Genomic DNA, 20169 nt, shown 5'->3' on the forward strand with positions numbered 1-20169 from the left:
GAAGGTAAACAGAGAAGAGGGCCGGGGCCGAGGGGGGTCGTCCATTATTCCTCCCACTATACCGTGGCCGGCCCTCCCCTATTAGGGTGTGGCGGCGCGACGCCGCGCCTCAGCACGGGTCACCAGGAGACCGGCAGCGCCTTGCCCTCCTCGTACCCGGCCGCCGACTGAATTCCGACGAGCGCCTTGGCATGAAATTCTTCGATGCTGCTCGCCCCGGCATAGGTGAACGAGCTGCGCACCCCCGAGGTGATCATGTCGAGCAGGTCTTCGACGGATGGGCGCAACGGGTCGAGATAGATCTTCGAGCTCGAGATTCCCTCCGCGAACAGCGTCTTGCGGGCGAGCTCGTAGGGGTCGAGCCTGCCGAACCGCTCCTGCACGGCCTTGGTCGAGGCCATGCCCCAGCTTTCCTTGTAGAGCGCCCCCGCGGCATCCGTATTGAGCGTTCCGGGCGCCTCTGCGGTGCCGGCAAACCAGGACCCGATCATCACCGCGCTGGCTCCGGCCGCCAGGGCGAGGGCCACGTCACGCGGATACCGCACGCCGCCATCGGCCCAGACATGAGCCCCCAGTTCGTGGGCAGTGGTGGCGGTCTCGAGCACCGCCGAGAACTGCGGGCGACCGACGGCCGTCATCATGCGGGTGGTGCACATGGCGCCGGGGCCGACACCGACCTTGACGATTGTGGCGCCCGCTCCGACCAGGTCGCGCACGGCATCGGCGGTGACGACGTTGCCGGCCACGATCGGCAGACCGAGATTCAGGTCGGCAACGATGCCGATCGCGCGCAGCATGCCGCTCTGGTGGCCATGGGCCGTATCGATGACGAGCACGTCGACACCGGCGGCCGCGAAGGCCTTCGCTTTCGCCGCGACATCCCCGTTGATGCCGATCGCTGCGGCGACCCGCAACCGCCCGTGCGCGTCGACAGCGCTCTGATACAGCGTCGAGCGCAGCGCACTCTTGCGACTGAGCGTGCCGACGACCTGTCCGTGGTGCAGCACCGGAGCAAAATCAAGGTCGGCGGCGGTCATCACGTCGAAGGCCCGGCGCGGTCCGTCGACGTCATCGGCGTCGAGGGCGGGCAGCGCGCCGTGCAGCAGATCACCGAGCAGGGCGTCGGGCAGGGCGCTGCGCAGCCGCGAGGCGACGATGCAGCCGAGGTACTCACCGTGCGAATCGTGAATCACGATTCCCTGGCCATCGACGGGCGGCACCTGCCGCAGGGCCATCTCGACGGTGTCCTGCGGGCCGAAGCTGAAGGGGGTGTCGAAACGCACCGACTGGGCCTTCACCCAGCGGATGGCCGCATCCAGGTCTTGCAGGTGCATATCCTGCGGCAACACGCCGAGCCCGCCACGCCGGGCGAGAGTCGCCGCCAAACGTGGCCCGGTCACCGAGTTCATGTTCGACGAGACGATCGGAATACTGCCGCCGCTGCCGTCGTGGGGAGCCAGCGACACGTCGAGGCGACTGTTCACGTCGGATTGCCCGGGAACCAGAAAAACGTCGGAGTAGGTCAGATCGTGACTGGGAATTGTTCCATAGAACTGCATACAAATAAAGCTAGCGCCCCACGCAGGTGCCCGCACCCGCTTCGGATGGGATTAGGCTGGTCGTGCAGAACTGGCCCGGCCGTCTGAACGCTCGGGCATCGAAAGTCAACGCAGTCCCTAAATCAACGCAGTCCCAAAATCAACGCAGAGAGTGGGTGATCGGTAGGTGTCAAGCCAGGTAACCGGTGGAACCTCCGACGAAACGACGTCGGGTGAATTCGGTGCAAACGAGTGGCTCGTAGATGAGTTGTACGAAAGGTACCTCGTCGATAAGAACTCGGTTGACGAATCGTGGTGGCCGGTGCTCGAGAGCTACCACCAGACCGCGTCGACCCCCGCCGCTCCGGCAGCAGCGGTGACAGCGCCCGCCCCGGCAGCCGCTGCTCCGGCAGCTCCCGCCCCGGCAGCGGCCGCGGACGGCCAGCCGACGGCGCGCACCACATCGATCGCCGCCAAGCCCAAGCCCGTACCGGCCGACGCGCCGATCACGAAGCCGCAGGCGGTCGTGCCCGACGCCACCGCGCCGGTGCGTGAAGACGTCGTCTCGCCGCTGCGCGGCATGGCCAAGTCGCTCGCCACCAACATGGCCGCGAGCCTCACCGTGCCGACCGCGACGAGCGTGCGCACGATTCCGGCCAAGCTGCTGATCGACAACCGCATCGTCATCAACAACCACCTCAAGCGTGCGCGTGGCGGCAAGGTCAGCTTCACCCACCTCATCGGCTGGGCGCTGATTCGGGCGCTGAAGATGTTCCCGAGCCAGAACGTCTACTACGACGAGGTCAACGGCAAGCCCTCGGTCATCGCCCCCGCCCACGTGGGCATGGGCCTGGCCATCGACATGCCCAAGCCCGACGGCAGCCGTGCGCTGCTGGTTCCGGCCATCAAGCGTGCCGACACCATGACCTTCGGCGAGTTTCTCTCCGCCTACGAAGACCTCGTCTCCCGGGCCCGCCAGAACAAGCTCACCGCCGACGACTTCGCCGGCGCGACCCTGTCGCTGACCAACCCCGGCGGAATCGGTACCGTGCACTCGGTCCCCCGCCTGATGAAGGGCCAGGGCTGCATCATCGGCGCCGGCGCCCTCGACTATCCGGCCGAGTTTCAGGGTGCGAGCATCAAGACCCTCACCGGCCTGGCGATCTCCAAGACCATCACCCTCACGAGCACCTATGACCACCGCGTCATCCAGGGCGCCGGTTCGGGCGAGTTCCTCAAGATCGTGCACGAGCTGCTCATCGGCCAGCACAACTTCTACGAGGAGATCTTCTCCGCGCTGCGCATCCCGTACGACCCGATCCACTGGGCCCCGGATATCAGCGTCGACCTCGCGAGCGCCGTCGACAAGACCGCCCGCGTGCAGGAGCTCATCAACTCGTTCCGCGTGCGTGGCCACCTGATGGCCGACATCGACCCGCTCGAGTACATGCAGCGCAGCCACCCCGACCTCGACATTGCGACCCACGGCCTCACCTTCTGGGACCTTGATCGCTCGTTCGTGACCGGCGGCTTCGGCAACCAGCGTCAGATGCTGCTGCGCGACATCCTCGGCGTGCTGCGTGACTCCTATTGCCGCACCACGGGCATCGAGTACATGCACATTCAAGACCCGGCCCAGCGCAAGTGGGTGCAGGAAAAGATGGAGAAGGCGTACGTCAAGCCGACCCATCACGAGCAGATGCGCATCCTCGGCAAGCTCAACGAGGCCGAGGCCTTCGAGACCTTCCTGCAGACCAAGTATGTCGGGCAGAAGCGCTTCAGCCTCGAGGGCGGCGAGTCCACGATTCCGCTGCTCGATTCCATCCTGCAGAGTTCGGCGGATGCCGGCCTCGACGAGGTCGCGATCGGCATGGCCCACCGTGGTCGCCTGAACGTACTCACCAACATCGCCGGCAAGACCTACGGCGAGATCTTCCGCGAGTTCGAAGGAACCCAGGACCCGCGCACCGTGCACGGCTCCGGCGACGTCAAGTACCACCTCGGCACCATGGGCACCTTCCGTGGCGAGGGCGGCGTCGAGATTCCGGTCTCGCTGGCCGCGAACCCCTCCCACCTCGAAGCCGGCGACGGCGTGCTCGAGGGCATCGTACGAGCCAAGCAGGACCGCAAGCCGATCGGCACCTTCTCGACCCTGCCGATTCTCGTGCACGGCGACGCGGCCATGGCCGGCCAGGGTGTCGTGCTCGAAACCCTGCAGATGTCCCAGCTGCGCGGCTACCGCACCGGCGGTACCATCCACATCGTCGTCAACAACCAGCTCGGCTTCACGACGCTGCCCGGCGATGCACGCACCTCGATCTACTCGACGGATGTGGCCAAGACCATCCAGGCACCGATTTTCCACGTCAACGGGGACGACCCCGAAGCCGTGGTGCGTGCCGCAGAACTCGCCTTCGAATACCGCCAGGAATTCAAAAAAGACGTGGTCGTCGACCTCATCTGCTACCGCCGACGCGGCCACAACGAGGGTGACGACCCCTCGATGACCCAGCCGCTGATGTACAACCTGATCGAAGCCAAGCGCTCCGTTCGCAAGCTGTACACCGAAGCGCTCGTCGGCCGTGGCGACATCACGGAAGAAGAGTACGAAGCCGCGCACCGCGACTTCCAGGACCGCCTGGAACGGGCGTTCATGGAGACGCACGCCGCGCAGACCGCGTCGATCCCGATCATCACGGCCGAGGTCGCCGCGGCGGCCCTGGCGGAGGCAGAAGCCAAGGCCCGTGAGGATTCCGCCGGCGAACCGGCATCCACCGGCGTACCGGAGTCGGTCATTCACCTCATCGGTGATGCCTTCAACAACAAGCCCGCCGGCTTCACGGTGCACAACAAGCTGCAGCAGCTGTTGCAGAAGCGTCTCGACATGAGCCGCAACGGCAACATCGACTGGAGCTTCGGCGAACTGCTCGCCCTCGGCTCGCTGCTCGTGGAGGGCACCCCGGTGCGCTTCGCCGGCCAAGACGCCCGACGCGGCACCTTCGTTCAGCGCCACGCCGTGCTGCACGACCGGATCAACGGTCAGGAATGGCTGCCGCTCGCGAACCTCAAGGACAGCCAGGCCAGATTCTGGATTTACGACTCGCTGCTCAGCGAGTACGCGGCCATGGGCTTCGAGTACGGCTACTCGGTGGAACGCGCCGATGCCCTCGTGCTCTGGGAGGCCCAGTTCGGTGACTTCGCCAACGGTGCTCAGACGATCATCGATGAGTTCGTGTCGAGCGCGGAGCAGAAGTGGGGCCAGCGGTCATCCGTTGTCCTGCTGCTGCCGCACGGCTACGAGGGTCAGGGCCCCGACCACTCGTCGGCGCGCATCGAGCGCTACCTGCAGCTGTGCGCGGAGAACAACATGACCGTGGCACGGCCGTCGACCCCGGCGTCGTACTTTCACCTGCTGCGTCGTCAGGCGTACATGCGTCCCCGCCGCCCGCTCATCGTCTTCACCCCGAAGTCGATGCTGCGGCTGCGCGGAGCAACCAGCTCCGTCGCCGACCTGACCAACGGCAAATTCGAGCCCGTCATCGACGACGCTCGAATCGAAGACAAGGCCGCGGTGAAGCGCGTTCTGTTCCACTCGGGCAAGTTGTACTACGACCTGCTCAACGAGCTCACCAAGAACCCCAACCCCGAGATCGCGCTCGTGCGCGTTGAGCAGTTCTACCCGCTGCCCGCCGTCGAACTCAAGGCCGTGTCCGAGCAGTACCCCAACGCCGAACTGGCGTGGGTACAGGACGAACCCGAGAACCAGGGCGCCTGGCCGTTCTTCTACCTCGAGACCAACAAGCTGGGCCCGCGCCCGGTGCGTCTGTTCTCGCGCACGGCGTCGGCTTCGCCGGCCGCCGGGTCGGCCAAGCGCCACGCGGCCGAGCAAGCGACACTGCTGCACGACGCCTTGACCCTGTAACTACGAGGCGACCGGACCCGCGGGTCCGGGGTCGTGATCTGTTTTCCCAGATCACGCCCCCGGGCCCGCGGGTTTCTTTGTACGATGTGTGCGTTCCGATCCATTCTCAGATCAGACCGAACGCACAGGAGGATCACCATGCCCACCATCGACAGCTTCACGCCCGGCGAACCGTGCTGGGTCGACCTGATGAGTTCCGACGTCGAACGTTCGAAGCAGTTCTACACGTCACTTTTCGGCTGGACCGCAACGGAGTCCGGTGACGAGTACGGCAACTACGTCACCTTCTGGAAGGGCGATGCGCAGGTTGCCGGCCTGGCGCGGCAACAGCCCGGCTCGAACTTTGCCGACGTCTGGACGACCTACCTCGCCGTCGACGACATCGACGCCGCCGCCGAGTCCGCCCGCGCTGCCGGGGCCCAGATACTCATGGAGCCGATGACGGTGGGCGACCAGGGGCGCATGGCCATGATCCTCGACCCGACGGGGGCCGCGATCGGTCTCTGGCAGTCCGCGGAGCATGCCGGTTTCGGTGTCAACAACGAAAACGGAGCCCCCGTCTGGCACGAGCTCAATACCCGCGACTACGATGCGGCACTCAGCTTCTACCAGGCGGTATTCGGGTGGACGCCGGTGCCGTTGAGTGACGCCATGGAGTTTCGGTACAGCACGTTCGGCGGCGAGGGAACCATGGCCGGCGGGGTCTACGACGCGCACGCAACGCTGCCGGAGGGGGTTCCGTCACACTGGCAGCTCTACCTCGGGGTAGCGGATGTCCCCGCCGCGGCCCTGCGCGTCGTCGAACTGGGCGGCAGCATCCTGCGTGAACCCTGGGACTCGGAGTTCGGCGTGTTCGCCCAGGTCGCCGACCCGACCGGCGCCAGCTTCCAGCTCGGCGGTGTAGCCGCCGAGATCGTGTCGGAACCGACGACGTCGAAGTCCGTCAGCTCCGACACCGAATAGCCGCCCGGCGCGTGCGAGAGCTGCGCGGCGGCTGCGCCACCCAAGGAGCGCGTGCCCCCAGAGCTGCGCGGGTACTGCGCCGCTACGCGGGTGGCACACATCCCGCGCAGCGGCGCACCACCCGCGCATCGCCAACCGACCCCACTTGCTCGTCCGCTGCGCGGGCCGAGACGGCTAGTGGGCGGACTGCAGGGCGCGCAGACGCGCGAGCACCTGGTCGCGCAGGTCCTCGGGGGCGGTCTCTTTACACGCCCGCTGCACCGCTTCCGTCAACGTGCGGCCGACGAGGTGTTCGGTGGCGCAGTCCTCACACCCGGCCAGGTGCGCCTGAATGTCGGCGGCATCGGCTCCGCAGAGTTCGTGGTGCAGGTATTCCTCGAGTTCGGCTTTGGCTTTGGTGCATCCGCAATCGGTCATAGGTCTCTAGCTCCCAGAGTTGTTCTGGCCAGCTGACTGGCCGAGTCCGCGCTCCTGCGCGTATCCGGCCAGCAGATCGCGAAGGAGCCGACGGCCTCGGTGCAGGCGGCTCATCACGGTGCCAATAGGTGTTTTCATGATTTCAGCGATCTCCTGATAGGAGAAGCCCTCCACGTCGGCAAAATACACCGCGAGGCGAAAATCTTCGGGAATCGACTGCAGTGCGTCTTTCACGGCGCTGTCGGGCAGGTGATCGATCGCTTCGGCCTCGGCCGACCGGCCGGACATGGCGGTCGTCGATTCGGCGCCGCCCATCTGCCAGTCTTCGAGATCGTCAATCGTGCCCTGATAGGGCTCGCGCTGCTTTTTGCGGTAAGCGTTGATGAAGGTGTTCGTGAGAATCCGGTACAGCCACGCCTTGAGGTTGGTTCCCTGCTCGAACTGCGCGAACGCGGCGAAGGCCTTGACAAAGGTCTCCTGCACGAGATCCTGCGCGTCGGACGGGTTGCGCGTCATGCGCATCGCCGCAGCATAAAGCTGGTCGATAAACGGCATCGCCTGCTCTTCGAACAGGTCGCGGGTCAGCGTCGCTGCGGCCTCGGGTGTTGCCTTGTCCACATTCGCCTGATCGGGACTCGGTGTATCTGTTGTCATCACCGGCAATTCTAAGCCGCGCAACTCGATACTGCCCGAACGGATTCCGTGAGGCGCAACCATGAGCGGTCGCTCCAAGAGTGCTGCAGCCATGAGAAGACCTCCCTAAGATCATTTGCTTCGACTATTCTGATAACCGATGTTGATCTCGAGATATTCCAAGCCGGAGTTCGATCCTTACGGCGACAATGTGCCGCTCGAAGCGGATGCCTGGTGGCCAGCTCCCACGGCATCCGGTGCCTTGACCTGCACCGTCTCCCTTCCGGGATCGAAGTCGCTCACCAATCGTGAGCTCGTGCTCTCGGCACTCGCCAGCGAACCGTCGCTGCTGCGCGCCCCGCTGCACTCCCGCGACAGCGACCTGATGGTCGACGCGCTGCGTCAGATGGGCACCACCATCGAGGCCGTTGACGGCAACGGCGCTTTCGGCGCCGACCTCAGGATCACCCCCGGTGAACTGCTCGGCTCCACGACAGTCGATTGCGGCCTCGCCGGAACCGTCATGCGTTTTCTGCCGCCGCTCGCCGCCCTCGCCCTCGGACCGACGACCTTTGACGGCGATGCGGGCGCCCGCCGCCGCCCGATGTCGACGATGATCACCGCCCTGCGCGACCTCGGAGCCGACATCAACGACGACGGCCGCCGCGCCCTGCCCTTCACCGTGCACGGCCGCGGAGCCGTCACCGGCGGCGACGTCACGATCGACGCCGGCGCCTCGAGCCAGTTCGTCTCCGGACTGCTGCTGGCCGCCGCCCGCTTCGACGAGGGCCTGCACCTGCACCACTCCGGTGAGCGTCTGCCGAGCCTGCCGCACATCGAGATGACGATTGCCACCCTCGCCGCCCGCGGTGTCACCGTCACGAGCCCGGCCGTGGGCGAATGGATCGTCGAACCCGGCCCGATCGCCGGCGCCGAGGTCGACATCGAACCTGACCTCTCGAACGCGGCCCCGTTTCTCGCCGCCGCACTCGTCGCCGGCGGCAGCGTCACCATCGCGGGTTGGCCGACCAGCACAACCCAGGTCGGCGCCGACCTCGCAACCCTGTTGCCCCTGTTCGGCGCGACCGTCACCCTCGAAAACGATCGCCTCACGGTGACCGGGGGCAGCGGCATCCATGGTGTCGAACTGGACCTCTCGACCGGCGGCGAGCTTGCCCCGACGCTCGTGGCACTGGCCGCCCTCGCCGATTCGCCGAGCACGATCACCGGAATCGGGCATCTGCGGCACCACGAGTCCAACCGGCTCGAGGCCCTCGCGACCGAGATCAACGGCCTCGGCGGCAACGTGACCGAGCTGCCCGATGGCCTGCACATCGTGCCGCAGCCCCTCACGGGCGGTGAATGGCACAGCTACGACGACCACCGGATGGCCACGACCGGCGCACTCATCGGCCTCGCGGTTGCCGGGGTGCTCGTGGAGAACATCGCCACGACCGCCAAGACCCTCCCCCAGTTTCCCGAGCTGTGGCACGCCCTGCTGCCCGAGGCCACCCCCTAGATGCCGGCGCACGAGCTGCCGAAACGCCATCTGCCGTCGAGTGACACCGACGAACAGGCCGACGCCTGGTGGTCGACACCCGACGATGACGAACCGCAGTACGACGAGTCCGACGTGCGCGTGCGTGCGGGGCGCAAGGGTACCAAGCCGCGCTCGAAGACCCGGCCGCAGCACGAGAACGCGCTGACCGGGCGTATCCTCACCGTCGACCGGGGCCGCTACACGGTATTGCTCGACGAGAATCTGGCCACCGAGCACCGGGTGACCGCAGCTCGGGCGAGCGAACTGCGCAAGAAGGCCGTCGTGAACGGCGACCAGGTCGACATCGTCGGCAACACCACCGGCGACGAGGGCACCCTCGCCCGCATCGTGCGCATCGTCGACCGCCGCACCCTGCTGCGGCGCAGCGCCGACGACACCGACGCCGTCGAACGGGTGATCGTCGCCAACGCCGACCAGATGCTCATCGTCGTCGCCGCGGCCAACCCGGAGCCCCGCATCCGCCTCGTCGACCGCTATCTGGTGGCCGCCTACGACGCCGGGGTCTCCCCCATCCTCTGCATCACCAAGACCGACCTCGCCGACCCCGCCGAGTTTCTCAGCAACTTCGCCGGCCTCGACCTGCCGGTGTTTCAGAGCCGCGAGGACCACATTCCGCTCGACCAGATCTCGGCGGCCCTGGTCGGCCACGACACCGTCTTCGTCGGCCACTCCGGGGTCGGCAAGTCCACCCTCGTCAACGCCCTGGTCCCCGGCACCAATCGCGCCATCGGTGTCGTCAACACGGTCACCGGGCGCGGCCGCCACACCTCATCGTCGACGGTGTCACTGCGCCTCGAAACGGATGCCGGCAAGGGCTGGGTCATCGACACTCCCGGCGTGCGATCCTTCGGCCTGGGGCACATCAACACCGACAACATCCTGAAGGCCTTCACCGACCTCGCGACCATCGCTGAGCGCTGCCCGCGCGGCTGCACCCACCTGCCGGCCTCACCGGACTGCGCGATCATCGAGGCGGTCGAGGCCGAGGAACTCGGCGAGATCGGGCGGGTACGACTGGATTCCCTGCAGCGACTGCTCGCGACCTTCGCCCCGGCCCGCTGATCCGCCGCCTCGCTCGCCTCGCGGCGTGTCTCGCGCTGGCCGTCGTGCTCGCCGGGTGCAGTCTGCTGGTTCCTACGGCGCCCGAATCCGTGACCACCGCGGTTGACGACGCCGTCGACGCGATCCGCGCGACCGCCGGCGTGAGGTCGGTGAGGGCGGACGTCTCACCGCTCGAGCACTCGGCATTTGCCGCCCTGAACGACTTCTGGACCGCGTCCATCGAGGTGACGACCGAAGCGGATGCCGCCGACTTCGGTTCGCTGGCCGAAACGGTCGCGGGCCACGTCGCATCCGCTCGAGCGAGCGTGGACGCAACGGCAATCGTGCGGTTACCGGCCACCGACACGGACGCCGACACTGCGCTCGTTCTCCATCCGAGCGAGGCGGTGGGGATGACGACCCGCGAGATGGCCAGCACGGCGGCTCAGGAAACGGCCGGGGAGCTGGCCGACGCGGCCCTGACGCTGCGGCACCTCGAGCAGGCCAGTACGGTCAGGGTGGCGGACAGCGCACCGTCGGCGACCGTCACGGTGACGTCCCCGGATGCGCTGAGCGCCGCGATCACCGAACTGCGAACGCTCCCGCAATTCGGCACTGGTGCGCTGGCGGCCGTGACACTGGCGGCGCGGGCCCCCTCGGGCACCACGAGCAGCGTGACCGCGTCGACCACCTTTCCCTCCTCCGGCCTCGCGGAGGTCCTGGGCGAGCTTGCGGCCGAGACCCACGTTGACGACCTGGCCTACGACGGACAACCTGACAATTTCACTGGCGACACCTGGCGGCCGACCCTGCGGGTACAGGCCGACTCACCGCAGAGCGCACGCACGATCACGCAACTTCTCACGGGCCTCGAGCCCGCGCAGGCGGCGGGCGAGCCCCGGGCATCGTTCTCCGTGTTCGCCCCGAACGCCGACGCGACGAACGAGCACATCTTCGAGCGGACCGGTTTCCTCGGTCTGGCGCTGGGCTCGCCGGAGCCCGACGACGCCCTCGAGGCCCCGCAGCCCGAGCCCGAAGCGACGGAGACCGCCCCCGGCGACGCGATCCCCGAAGCCTCTCCCGGCGTCGTGGCATTAGCCCCGGAAGCGGCGTCACGGCGGCTGCAATCGGATCTGCTGCGGGTGACCGAACTTCTCGACGCAGCGGGCGACACGGCCGGCATCCGCGGCACGGCGGCCGTGGCCCTCACCGCCTGCGACGCCGGGACGGGCGAGCACGTCTCTGGTTCTGTGCTGCTGCCGATCTTCGAGATCACCGACAGCGCGCAAGCGCCCTTCGACGCCGTCGCGCGGTCGTGGAATCGGCAGGGTTTTGATGCCACCGACCGGGGGATGGGCACCGACATCTATACCCCGCGGGATCCGTCGAATACCGACGCCTCGGACAGCCTGCGGAGGCTGACCCTCCGCGGCACCGCGGAGGGCCTGTCGATCAGCGCCGAGTCGGTCTGCGTCATCTCCGGCTGAGCGGCCCGGTCTCCGGCCCCGGCTGAGCATCCGCTGCACGAGCGGCTAGCGTGGAGTCATGACGGATTCACTACGGCTTGCGGCCGGCGACACGGCCCCCCAGTTCACCCTGACCGACCAGGACGGGGCATCCGTCTCGCTTGCCGATTACGCGGGCACGAAGGTCGTGGTGTATTTCTACCCGGCCGCGATGACGCCCGGTTGCACGAAGCAGGCGTGTGATTTTCGCGACAACCTCGGGTCTCTCGCCTCGGCCGGATATCAGGTGCTCGGACTGTCCAAGGACAGCCCCGCCAAGCTCAAGCAGTTTCAGGAGCTCGACGCGGTCAACTTTCCGCTGCTGAGCGACACCGCCCTCGACGTGCACAAGGCCTACGGCGCCTGGGGCGAGAAGAACCTCTACGGCAAGGTCGTGACCGGGGTACTGCGGTCAACCTTCGTCATCGATGAGGCCGGACTCGTGCAGCTCGCCCTGTACAACGTGAAGGCCACGGGCCATGTCGCGAGCCTGCGCAGGAAACTCGGCATCGACGCCTGAGGCGCGGCCCGGCGCCGTGCGGGCGCTGGCAGGGCACGTGCGGGGCGCGGATGGGGCGCGGATGAAACACTGACGCTCCGCGCGGCGGGTCCGAATGGGTTTTGCGCGGAACGGGCTTCAGTCCCGGTCGTCGGGTTCGTCTGGGTACAGCGCAACCGGACTCGTCGCCGCGACCACCGCGCGGGTGAACAGCAACCCGATCACGAGCAGCGACGGAGCCAGCAGCGCCCAGCCCACGTCGGGTCGGGCGTAGACCCCCTGGAACGCTCCGATGGCAACCATGATCTGCACGAGTTGCCAGGTCAGCGCGCCGCCACGGGTCCAGGACCGGCGACGCGGCAGGTTGAACGCGATGAAGCTGACCCACAGCGCGGCGAGGGCCGAGAGACCGAGAAGGGCGAAAGCCCCGCCGAGCGAGGTCGGCGTTTCGGTGAGCAGCTCAATCACGAGCCAGGCCGTCACGCCCCACAGCAGCAGCGCTTCGAGCCACAGAATAGCGGTGACAATGCGCAGGCCAAACCCACTACGAGGCGCGGGGGCCGCGGAACCGGCGTCGGCGTCGCCGGATGACTGGCTGTTCACAGAGAAATCCCATACAAAACTATTGATTTGATTCTTCTATTATGGGACTATATTCATAGCCCGGTTGACGCTCACAGGGACGTGAGCAGATCACCAGCACAGCCACTACAGCCACACGGACTCTGTTTATCATCCGTTAACAGCCACAACTGTTGACAACACAGGCCGCTGTCGTTGCAGTGGCTTCTTCGTGCGCCGATCCACACGGTTTTTTCCTCCGACCGGGCCCCGCAACTCTGGCCATTCGGCCGTGCACCCCACGCAATAAAGGAGCAATTCAATGGACTGGCGCGACAAAGCTGCCTGCTTGACCGCAGACCCCGAGCTCTTCTTCCCGGTCGGCAACACCGGTCCCGCTGTGGACCAGATCGAAAAGGCAAAGTCCGTCTGCGCCCGCTGCAACGTCACCGAGGTGTGCCTGCAGTACGCGCTCGAGACCGGTCAGGACTCCGGAGTCTGGGGCGGCCTCAGCGAAGACGAGCGTCGTGCCCTCAAGCGCCGCGCCGCCCGCGCCCGCCGCGCCTCCTAGCACCGCACCCTGTAGCCAGTCGCTGCCAGCCCGTTCGGGCCGGCGCCGGCTGGTTTTTTGGTACCCGGGCGTCGGCATCCATCACTCAGAGCCACGCACCAGGCCGCGCCACGCGGGGTGAGCCCGGGACTCGTGCCCCTGCGCGGGTCCTGCGCCACCCCACCCACGGCCTCTCCCCGAGGTGCGCGGGTGCTGCGCCGCTGCGCGGTAGGCGTGCCACCCGCGCAGCGGCGCACTACCCGCGCAACGCATCAGGCCAGCCCCGACACCCCCGCTCCGCGGGTGCTGCGCCGCTACGCGGGACTTGCGCCGTGCGTCGTCGCTGAGCACGCTGCAAGCATCGCTGCCACTCATCCCGGGCCGGCGACCGGTTCGCAATAACCGGGGGCCAGCATCCGCTGCCCGCGTGAACGAGGACATGCCCGTCAGGCGGCGTCGAGCGGATGCCGTGCTCGGCCCTGGCGCTAGCCTTCCTGCATGAAGCGCAACGGAATCTCGATCGTGACCTCGGTGCCGCTGCCCATCATGGTGTGCCAGTCGATGGTGCCGCCGAGTTCCCCCTGGATCAGGGTGCGCACGATCTGGGTACCGAGGCCCGAGCCGACCTTGCCCTCCGGCAGGCCCGCTCCGGTGTCGCGCACGAGCACGGTGAGGGTCTCGGCGCTGCGGTGTGCCTCGATCGAGACCTCGCCCTCACGCCCGGCGAGACCGTGCTCGACGGCGTTGGTGACGAGTTCGGTGAGCACGAGCGCGAGGGGGGTCGCGTAGGCACTCGGCAGGGTGCCGAAGCTGCCGGACGACTTCGGATGCACGGTCGTGTTGTGGGCCGAGGCGACCTCGACGGTCAGCAGCAGCACCCGTTCAAAGACCGCGTCGAAGTCGACGATCTGGCTGAGGCCTTCGGAGAGGGTATCGTGCACAACAGCGATTGCCGCGACCCGACGCATGGCCTGGGTGAGCGCCTCGCGAGCGGTGTCGGAGTGGGTGCGCCTGGCCTGGATGCGCAGCAGCGAGGCGACCGTCTGCAGGTTGTTCTTCACCCGGTGGTGAATCTCCCGAATGGTCGCGTCCTTGGTGATGAGTTCACGTTCCTGATGGCGCAGTTCCGTGACGTCACGGGAGAGCACGATGGCTCCGGTGCGCTGTCCGCGGTTGCGAATCGGAATCGCCCGCAGCGACACCGTCACTCCGCGAGCCTCAATGTCGGTGCGCCACGGGGCACGTCCGGTGACCACGAGCGGCAGCGATTCGTCGACGACGGCGGTGCCGGTGAGCAGACCGGTCGTCACCTCGGCGAGGGACTCGCCTTCGAGCTCATCGGGGAAGCCCATGCGGTTGAACGCGGAGAGGGCGTTGGGGCTCGCGAAGGTGGTGACCCCGTCGACGTCGAGCCGGATGAGGCCGTCCGAGGCGCGCGGGGCGCCTCGGCGCGGGCCGGTCGGGGCTCCGAGGTCGGGAAAGTCACCCGAGGCGATCATGTCGAACAGGTCGTTCGCACAGTCGTTGAAGGTGAGTTCCTGGCGGCTGGGGGTGCGCGCCTCACTCAGGTTGGTGTGCCGGGTCAGTACCGCCACGGGCACCTCGGCGACCTGGGAACCGGCGGAGCTCAGGCGACGCAGCACCGGGATGGCGCGCACGCGGGTCGGAGTCTCCTCGTACCAGTCGGGCGCCGTGGTGTCGACGATCTTGGCGGTGTCAAAGGCCTGGGTGACCTGCTGGCGCCACTCCACCTTGATGTTCTGACCGACGAAGTCGCGGTAGAACAGCGTGGCGGCACTCGACGGGCGCGCGTGCGCGACGGCGACGAAGCTGCCGCTTTCGCTCGGCACCCACACGACGATGTCGGCGAAGGCGAGGTCGGCGAGCAGCTGGCCGTCGGCGACGAGCATGTGCAGCCAGTCGACGTCTTCGGCGGTGCTGCGGCCCTGGGCTAGTACGAGATCACTGAGAGTCGACACATCCTGTAGCCTACGGGACGCCCCGCAGCCCCCCGAGCGCGCCGCCCCACCGCGACTCGTGACCCGAGCCGCTCAGACGTGGTCGCTGCCCTCATGCACCAGGTCTGCGATCATCCGCTTCACGGCGTTGAATTCGAGCGACGACGGATCCCGGTCGTCGCCCAGATTCACGGGTACGATCTGGCGGATGTGCCCCGGCACGCCGTGCGCCGCTCCCCCGGTCATCACGACGACACGGTCGGCGAGGTAGACGGCCTCCTCGATGCTGTGCGTCACGAACACGATCGTGGCCGCGTTGGCCCGATGGATGCGACGCAGCTCGGTCTGCAGCTCGGTGCGGGTGAGTGCGTCCAGGGCCCCGAAGGGTTCGTCCATCAGCAGCACGGCGGGGTCGTTGGCGAGTACCCGTGCGATCGCCACCCGCTGTTGCATCCCACCGGAGAGTTGGCCGGGAAACTTGCTGGCCGAGCGCGTCAGCCCCACCAGCTCGAGAAAGTGGTCGGCCGCCCGGCGGGCATCGCGGCGGCCGACACCGTGCTGCCGCGGCCCGTAGGCGACGTTCTCCCGCACGGTCAGCCAGGGAAAGAGACCGTAGTCCTGAAACACCACGCCACGGTCGGAGCCGGGGCCGGTGACCGGGGCGCCTGCCACCAACACGGTTCCGGTGCTGGGCTTCTCGAAGCCGGCGAGGATGCGCAGGAGCGTGCTCTTGCCGCATCCGCTCGCGCCGACGATCGCGACGAATTCCCCCGACGCAACGTCGAGGGTCACGTCGTTCATCGCCATGACTTCGTGACCGGGCAGCCCGTAGCTCTTGGACAGGCCGGAGATGCCGATGTCGGACTGGCGTTCGGGGCGGCTCAGGGTCGCGGCGGCGGCAGTGCTCACGGTGGACTCACTCTCTCTCATCGTTGGCTCGCTCTCACTTCATCAGCGGGCGCCCGCGAAACGCGAGCTGAAACAGCCAGACCAGCAGTCGGTCGGAGAGGTAGCCGGCCAGTCCGATGCAGATCATGCCGACCACGATCAGGTCGGTGCGCACGATGTCGCGGGCGAGGCTGATCGTGGCGCCGAGGCCGACCCGGACGCCGACGGTCTCGCCGAGCACGAGCACGACCCAGGCGAGCCCGAGACCGATGCGCAGCCCGTTGATGATCGCGGGGGCGGATGCGGGAACCACGACCTGATACAGGATGCGCAGCGGGTTGCTGCCGAGCATCTGGGCGCCCTCGATGAGGCGTGGCGGCACCTGACGGGCGCCGCTGATCGTGCCGAGAACGATCGGGAAGAAGGCGGACAGGGTGATGAGAAAGATCGTCGCCTGGTCGCCGATGCCGATCAGCAGGGCGACGAGCGGCACCCACGCCGTCGCGGGGATGGGCCGCAGCAGGTTGATGAGAGCGTCGAACAGCGAGTTGACAACGTAGAACCGGCCCATGAAGATGCCGAGCGGAATCGCCAGCACCGCGGCGAGCGCGAAGCCGGCCCCGACCCGGCCCAGGCTCGCCCCGAGGTTGACCCACAGCTCACCGCTGAAGGCATCGTTGCGCAGCCCGCCGAAGGCGAAGTCCCACAGGCTCACCGCGACGTCGGCGGGGTAGGGCAGAAACCCCATCCGGATACCGAAGAGCAGCTCCCACTGGTGGGTGACCCCGAAATGCCAGAGCACGACGACGAGCACCGGCACCGGGATACCGAGCAGAACCGTGCGCGTGAGGCCCTGGCCGGGCGCCCGAGTGCGGGTTGACATGCCGGCTTACGCGGTCGGGATGTTCTCGGCGAACGTGGTGTCGACCAGGTCGGCGACCGTCGGCGCTGCCTCGATCAGGCCAAGCCCGAGCATCTCGGTGGCGAGCACGGCGAGCTGGTCCTGGTACTCGACGGGCAGGTCGGCGCGCATCCAGAAGTTGTCGAGGGCCGACTCGAGCACGGCCTGGTCGCCGCCGAAGGTGTCCACCATCTCGGTGAGCCACTCGGTCTGGTTCGCCACCATGTAGTCGATCGTGTCGCTGTGGGTGTCGACGACACTCTGCACGAGTTCGGGGTCGGAGTCGATCAGTTCCTGCGTCGTCACGAGGCCGATGTTGACCTTGCCGACCGGGGTGTCGTAGACGTCGGCGAGTTCGTGGCCACCGTTCTGCAGGGCGATGGATGCCCCGATCTCGACCCCGAAAAAGGCGTCGACGCTGCCGGTGGCGAAGGCGCTCGCCATGTCGGGCACGGGCACCACCACGAGGTCGAGGTCGTCGGGATCGATGCCGGCGTCGGCCAGAATCAGCCGCATCACGACCTCCTGGGCGCTGCCCTGAATGTAGCCGACGGTCTTGCCGACGAGGTCGTCGAGGGTGTCGATGCTGTCGTTGCCGATGAATCCGCTGCCGCCGTCGGCGGCCGACGCCACGATCTTGAGTTCGCGGCCCTGCGCGATCGAGGAGATCGTGGGGGTGACGCCGGTGATGGCGAAGTCGACGGCACCGCTGATCAGGGCGTCATTCAGGGCGGGCGTGGTGTCGAGGGTGACGACCTCGTAGGTGACCCCGTCGGCCGCGAAATCTTCGTAGAGAAACGGCTGGTAGAAGTGCGGCTGGCCCCGCAGGGTGCCGATGGTGACCGTGCTGGCGCCATCGGCGGCCTGGGCGTCAGCGCCGGTCGTGCTGGCGGCGCATCCGCTCAGCGAGAACAGAGAGACGGCGACGAGCGAGGAAGCGACCAGCAGGCGGGTACGGAGCGGATTCATATCCGCAGTCTCGGGCAGCGCCCGCGGCCGTGTCAAAACGATACCTAGCCAGGTTAGCGATTGTGTCGATCGGGTTTCGTGAAGATGACGGTCACATTTCAGGCACGTTTCGTGCAGGTCACGGCATGGTCACGGCGCGGCTCTCGCGGCGATCTGAGCCGCGCACGGTCACCGCAACCGTCGGATATTAAGTTCGCGCGGCATTCGCGCGCACCGCGAAGACACGCCGCCAGCCGAGCGAACGCGTGCGCGCCACCTGCGCCGTCGGCGTCGTCGGCCGCAACAGTTGCGCCTGCACGAAACGACGGATGCTCGCTCGCGCCGGCGACTTCGGCGCGGCATCGCGCAGGGTGCGCCCGGTCAGCACCGCGGCATCCGTGCCGGCCTGATCGTGCGGCACCAGCACGGGATCGTCGATGGCGCCGAAGCGCCGCAGCGCCGCCACGACCTGGCCGTGCGGATTGAGGCCGATCGCGCTCGCCCGCACCCGGTTCATCACGACACTCACCCGGGCGTCGGCGACGACCTCGGTGAGCTCCACCCAGGCCCGCAGAAATCGCGCGAGCCCGACCGGATCGGCGACTCCGCAGGCGACCACATGGTCAGCGGACTTCAACGCCGTCAAGGTTGCCGCGTTGCGCCGCGGAGCGAACAGGTCGCTCGAAATCTCCTCGTCACTCTCGAGGTTGAAGCCCGCATCGATGACCGTGTAATCCGCGAAGTGCCGCAGGGCGTCAATCGTGCGGGTGACGCGTTCAGCAGACAGCTCGGGCCATCGCGACGGCCGCCCCAGGCCGGTCAACACCCAGAACGCACCCCGCGGGGAGTTGTACCGCTGCGCAATGCGCTCCAGCTCGGCCGGCGTGAGGCTGTCAGAGCCCGCCAGCCGACAGGCCGCCGCGAATCCCGGTGCCTCGTCGAGCATGCCGAGGCTCGGGGCTATCGAGCCGCTGTAGGTGTCCACGTCGGCGAGCACCACGGTGTGACCGGCCGCCGCGATCTCGGCCGCGATGTTGATCGCGAGCGTGGTACGTCCCGGTGCTCCGGCCGGCCCCCAGACCGTGATGACGGTGCCCGGCAGCGCGGCCGAGCGTTGCGGCCCACCCACTCGAGGCGGAACGACGACCCCGGCCCGTAACACCGCCTCGATCTGCGGCCAGGCCGTGCTTTCATCGAGCACCTCGTAGAGGCCGAGCGCCGCCGCATTTCGACGATCCTGCGCCCCCGACGCCAGCGCCAGGACCCGGATGCCCCGCTCGTCACAGGCCGCGATCAGTTCGGGGGTCAGCAGCGTGCGGCGTGCCCGCACGATCACGATCTCGGGTCTGATCGGGTCGTCGGCGCGGCAGAGGGCCTGCAAGAGGGCCTGGGCGGCGTCGGCCCTGGCGACCACGGTGTGGCCGTACTCGACGATGTCGGCCAGCAGCCGATCTTCGGTACGGCGGTCGAGGGCGAGGGCGAGCGTCGCCACGGTCAGCGCTCCACATCGGTGTTGACGGCGACGATCGAGACGGCATCATCGTTTGCGATCGCTTCCAGAACGGTCGACACGGCATTCTTGGGCACCAAGATCTCGACCATCGGGGCATCCGTGGTGGTCAGGATTCCGTTCTGTTCGACGACCCGAACCACCGTGGCGGCGGACACCAGAATGCCCGGTGGTGCATACCGGGAGCTATCTGATTTCACGGCGGCCCAGACGTCGACGACCGATCCGGCCGTGACCGACTGCGCGAGCAGGCCGCGCAGCGTCACCACGAGGCTCGTGAACAGTTCGCCCTTCACGCTGCCGACCGCGGATGCCGGTACGAGCTCGCCGGCGACCACGGTGCGGGTCACCAGCACTCCCTCGGCCGGCAGCAGCGCCGGCGTCAGGTACAGGTCGGCCGCGCCGTCGAGCCGCACGTCGCGCCGCGTGAGGTCGGCGGCATGGATTCGGTCGCCAACGGTCAGGGCCTCCGCGGCCGCGTACACGGCGGTCGTGCGCTCGGCGCGCACAACGATCGCGGCCACACCGGCGACGGATGCGACGACGAGCACGAGCCCGAGCGTGAAGCGCGGATCGAACCAGAATCGTTTGCGTGTGCTCGTGCCCGGGTTCGTCATGCGGCTACCTCGCCTGTGTGCTCGCCTGCGTGAGAGAAAGCGCCGATTCAGCGCCCGGCGGATGCCGTCGGTACATACTGGCGGGGAAGTGCGCGTCGCGGGGAAGTTATCCACAGGCAGTTTTTTGCGTCTGGTCGAAATGGACCGGCCGACGCAT

At 67.6% G+C, this 20169-nt stretch carries 17 protein-coding genes; 7 read left to right on the forward strand and 10 right to left on the reverse strand.

Annotated features, from left to right (window positions below; translation table 11 throughout):
* Positions 1-119: 119 nt before the first annotated feature.
* Positions 120-1559, reverse strand: coding sequence for a GMP reductase (gene guaB1 / locus E3T55_RS13150; protein ID WP_134520001.1), 1440 nt, complete (start codon positions 1557-1559; stop codon positions 120-122).
* Between the two features lie 166 nt (positions 1560-1725).
* On the opposite strand from guaB1, the gene E3T55_RS13155 reads away from it, so the two are divergent.
* Both E3T55_RS13155 and E3T55_RS13160 read left to right on the forward strand, forming a co-directional pair.
* Positions 1726-5460: a multifunctional oxoglutarate decarboxylase/oxoglutarate dehydrogenase thiamine pyrophosphate-binding subunit/dihydrolipoyllysine-residue succinyltransferase subunit gene (locus tag E3T55_RS13155; protein WP_134520002.1), complete on the forward strand. Its 3735-nt coding sequence runs from the start codon at positions 1726-1728 to the stop codon at positions 5458-5460.
* Positions 5461-5598: 138 nt separating this feature from the next.
* Positions 5599-6423, forward strand: a complete 825-nt coding sequence (locus E3T55_RS13160; protein ID WP_134520003.1) for a VOC family protein — start codon at positions 5599-5601, stop codon at positions 6421-6423.
* Between the two features lie 174 nt (positions 6424-6597).
* Here E3T55_RS13160 and E3T55_RS13165 read toward each other — a convergent pair whose 3' ends face one another.
* Together E3T55_RS13165 and E3T55_RS13170 are read right to left on the reverse strand one after the other, a co-directional pair.
* Positions 6598-6840, reverse strand: coding sequence for a zf-HC2 domain-containing protein (locus tag E3T55_RS13165; RefSeq protein ID WP_134520004.1), 243 nt, complete (start codon positions 6838-6840; stop codon positions 6598-6600).
* A 6-nt stretch (positions 6841-6846) separates the two neighbouring features.
* On the reverse strand, positions 6847-7494 hold the full coding sequence (locus E3T55_RS13170; protein ID WP_134520063.1) for a sigma-70 family RNA polymerase sigma factor: 648 nt from the start codon (positions 7492-7494) through the stop codon (positions 6847-6849).
* A gap of 139 nt (positions 7495-7633) precedes the next feature.
* Between E3T55_RS13170 and aroA the strand changes: the two genes are divergently transcribed.
* From aroA to bcp, 4 genes are all read left to right on the forward strand, one after another.
* Positions 7634-8992: a 3-phosphoshikimate 1-carboxyvinyltransferase gene (aroA, locus tag E3T55_RS13175; protein WP_134520005.1), complete on the forward strand. Its 1359-nt coding sequence runs from the start codon at positions 7634-7636 to the stop codon at positions 8990-8992.
* Positions 8993-10096, forward strand: coding sequence for a ribosome small subunit-dependent GTPase A (gene rsgA / locus E3T55_RS13180; RefSeq protein WP_134520006.1), 1104 nt, complete (start codon positions 8993-8995; stop codon positions 10094-10096).
* 89 nt (positions 10097-10185) lie between these two features.
* Positions 10186-11562, forward strand: a complete 1377-nt coding sequence (locus E3T55_RS13185; RefSeq protein WP_134520007.1) for a hypothetical protein — start codon at positions 10186-10188, stop codon at positions 11560-11562.
* Positions 11563-11620: 58 nt separating this feature from the next.
* Positions 11621-12100 carry a thioredoxin-dependent thiol peroxidase gene (gene bcp / locus E3T55_RS13190; protein WP_134520008.1) on the forward strand — a complete coding sequence of 160 codons (480 nt, stop codon included), beginning with the start codon at positions 11621-11623 and terminating at the stop codon, positions 12098-12100.
* A 117-nt stretch (positions 12101-12217) separates the two neighbouring features.
* Here bcp and E3T55_RS13195 read toward each other — a convergent pair whose 3' ends face one another.
* A complete protein-coding gene (locus E3T55_RS13195; RefSeq protein WP_241993047.1) occupies positions 12218-12682 on the reverse strand; it encodes a hypothetical protein in 465 nt (154 codons plus the stop codon).
* Between the two features lie 280 nt (positions 12683-12962).
* On the opposite strand from E3T55_RS13195, the gene E3T55_RS13200 reads away from it, so the two are divergent.
* A complete protein-coding gene (locus tag E3T55_RS13200; protein ID WP_035837005.1) occupies positions 12963-13211 on the forward strand; it encodes a WhiB family transcriptional regulator in 249 nt (82 codons plus the stop codon).
* A gap of 464 nt (positions 13212-13675) precedes the next feature.
* Here E3T55_RS13200 and E3T55_RS13205 read toward each other — a convergent pair whose 3' ends face one another.
* The 6 genes from E3T55_RS13205 to E3T55_RS13230 form a co-directional block, all read right to left on the reverse strand.
* Positions 13676-15169, reverse strand: a complete 1494-nt coding sequence (locus E3T55_RS13205) for a sensor histidine kinase (protein ID WP_134520009.1) — start codon at positions 15167-15169, stop codon at positions 13676-13678.
* Between the two features lie 72 nt (positions 15170-15241).
* Positions 15242-16057: an ABC transporter ATP-binding protein gene (locus tag E3T55_RS13210; RefSeq protein ID WP_241993048.1), complete on the reverse strand. Its 816-nt coding sequence runs from the start codon at positions 16055-16057 to the stop codon at positions 15242-15244.
* Between the two features lie 34 nt (positions 16058-16091).
* A complete protein-coding gene (locus tag E3T55_RS13215; protein ID WP_134520011.1) occupies positions 16092-16919 on the reverse strand; it encodes an ABC transporter permease in 828 nt (275 codons plus the stop codon).
* Between the two features lie 6 nt (positions 16920-16925).
* Positions 16926-17906 (reverse strand): ABC transporter substrate-binding protein, encoded by a 981-nt coding sequence (locus E3T55_RS13220; RefSeq protein ID WP_134520012.1) that lies wholly within the window; start codon positions 17904-17906, stop codon positions 16926-16928.
* A 187-nt stretch (positions 17907-18093) separates the two neighbouring features.
* Positions 18094-19377, reverse strand: a complete 1284-nt coding sequence (locus tag E3T55_RS13225) for a CpaE/TadZ family protein (protein WP_134520013.1) — start codon at positions 19375-19377, stop codon at positions 18094-18096.
* A gap of 2 nt (positions 19378-19379) precedes the next feature.
* Complete coding sequence (locus E3T55_RS13230; protein ID WP_134520014.1) at positions 19380-20012, reverse strand: hypothetical protein; 633 nt, start codon at positions 20010-20012, stop codon at positions 19380-19382.
* Positions 20013-20169: the final 157 nt, after the last annotated feature.

Source organism: Cryobacterium frigoriphilum (assembly GCF_004403305.1).
Taxonomy (GTDB): domain Bacteria; phylum Actinomycetota; class Actinomycetes; order Actinomycetales; family Microbacteriaceae; genus Cryobacterium; species Cryobacterium frigoriphilum.

Bases quoted from the DNA above. Each gene is read 5' to 3' on its own strand.
- guaB1 (WP_134520001.1), bottom strand. From the start codon at position 1,559: ATGCAGTTCTATGGAACAATTCCCAGTCACGATCTGACCTACTCCGAC.
- E3T55_RS13160 (WP_134520003.1), top strand. From the start codon at position 5,599: ATGCCCACCATCGACAGCTTCACGCCCGGCGAACCGTGCTGGGTCGAC.
- E3T55_RS13165 (WP_134520004.1), bottom strand. From the start codon at position 6,840: ATGACCGATTGCGGATGCACCAAAGCCAAAGCCGAACTCGAGGAATAC.
- E3T55_RS13170 (WP_134520063.1), bottom strand. From the start codon at position 7,494: ATGACAACAGATACACCGAGTCCCGATCAGGCGAATGTGGACAAGGCA.
- aroA (WP_134520005.1), top strand. From the start codon at position 7,634: ATGTTGATCTCGAGATATTCCAAGCCGGAGTTCGATCCTTACGGCGAC.
- rsgA (WP_134520006.1), top strand. From the start codon at position 8,993: ATGCCGGCGCACGAGCTGCCGAAACGCCATCTGCCGTCGAGTGACACC.
- bcp (WP_134520008.1), top strand. From the start codon at position 11,621: ATGACGGATTCACTACGGCTTGCGGCCGGCGACACGGCCCCCCAGTTC.
- E3T55_RS13200 (WP_035837005.1), top strand. From the start codon at position 12,963: ATGGACTGGCGCGACAAAGCTGCCTGCTTGACCGCAGACCCCGAGCTC.
- E3T55_RS13215 (WP_134520011.1), bottom strand. From the start codon at position 16,919: ATGTCAACCCGCACTCGGGCGCCCGGCCAGGGCCTCACGCGCACGGTT.
- E3T55_RS13220 (WP_134520012.1), bottom strand. From the start codon at position 17,906: ATGAATCCGCTCCGTACCCGCCTGCTGGTCGCTTCCTCGCTCGTCGCC.
- E3T55_RS13230 (WP_134520014.1), bottom strand. From the start codon at position 20,012: ATGACGAACCCGGGCACGAGCACACGCAAACGATTCTGGTTCGATCCG.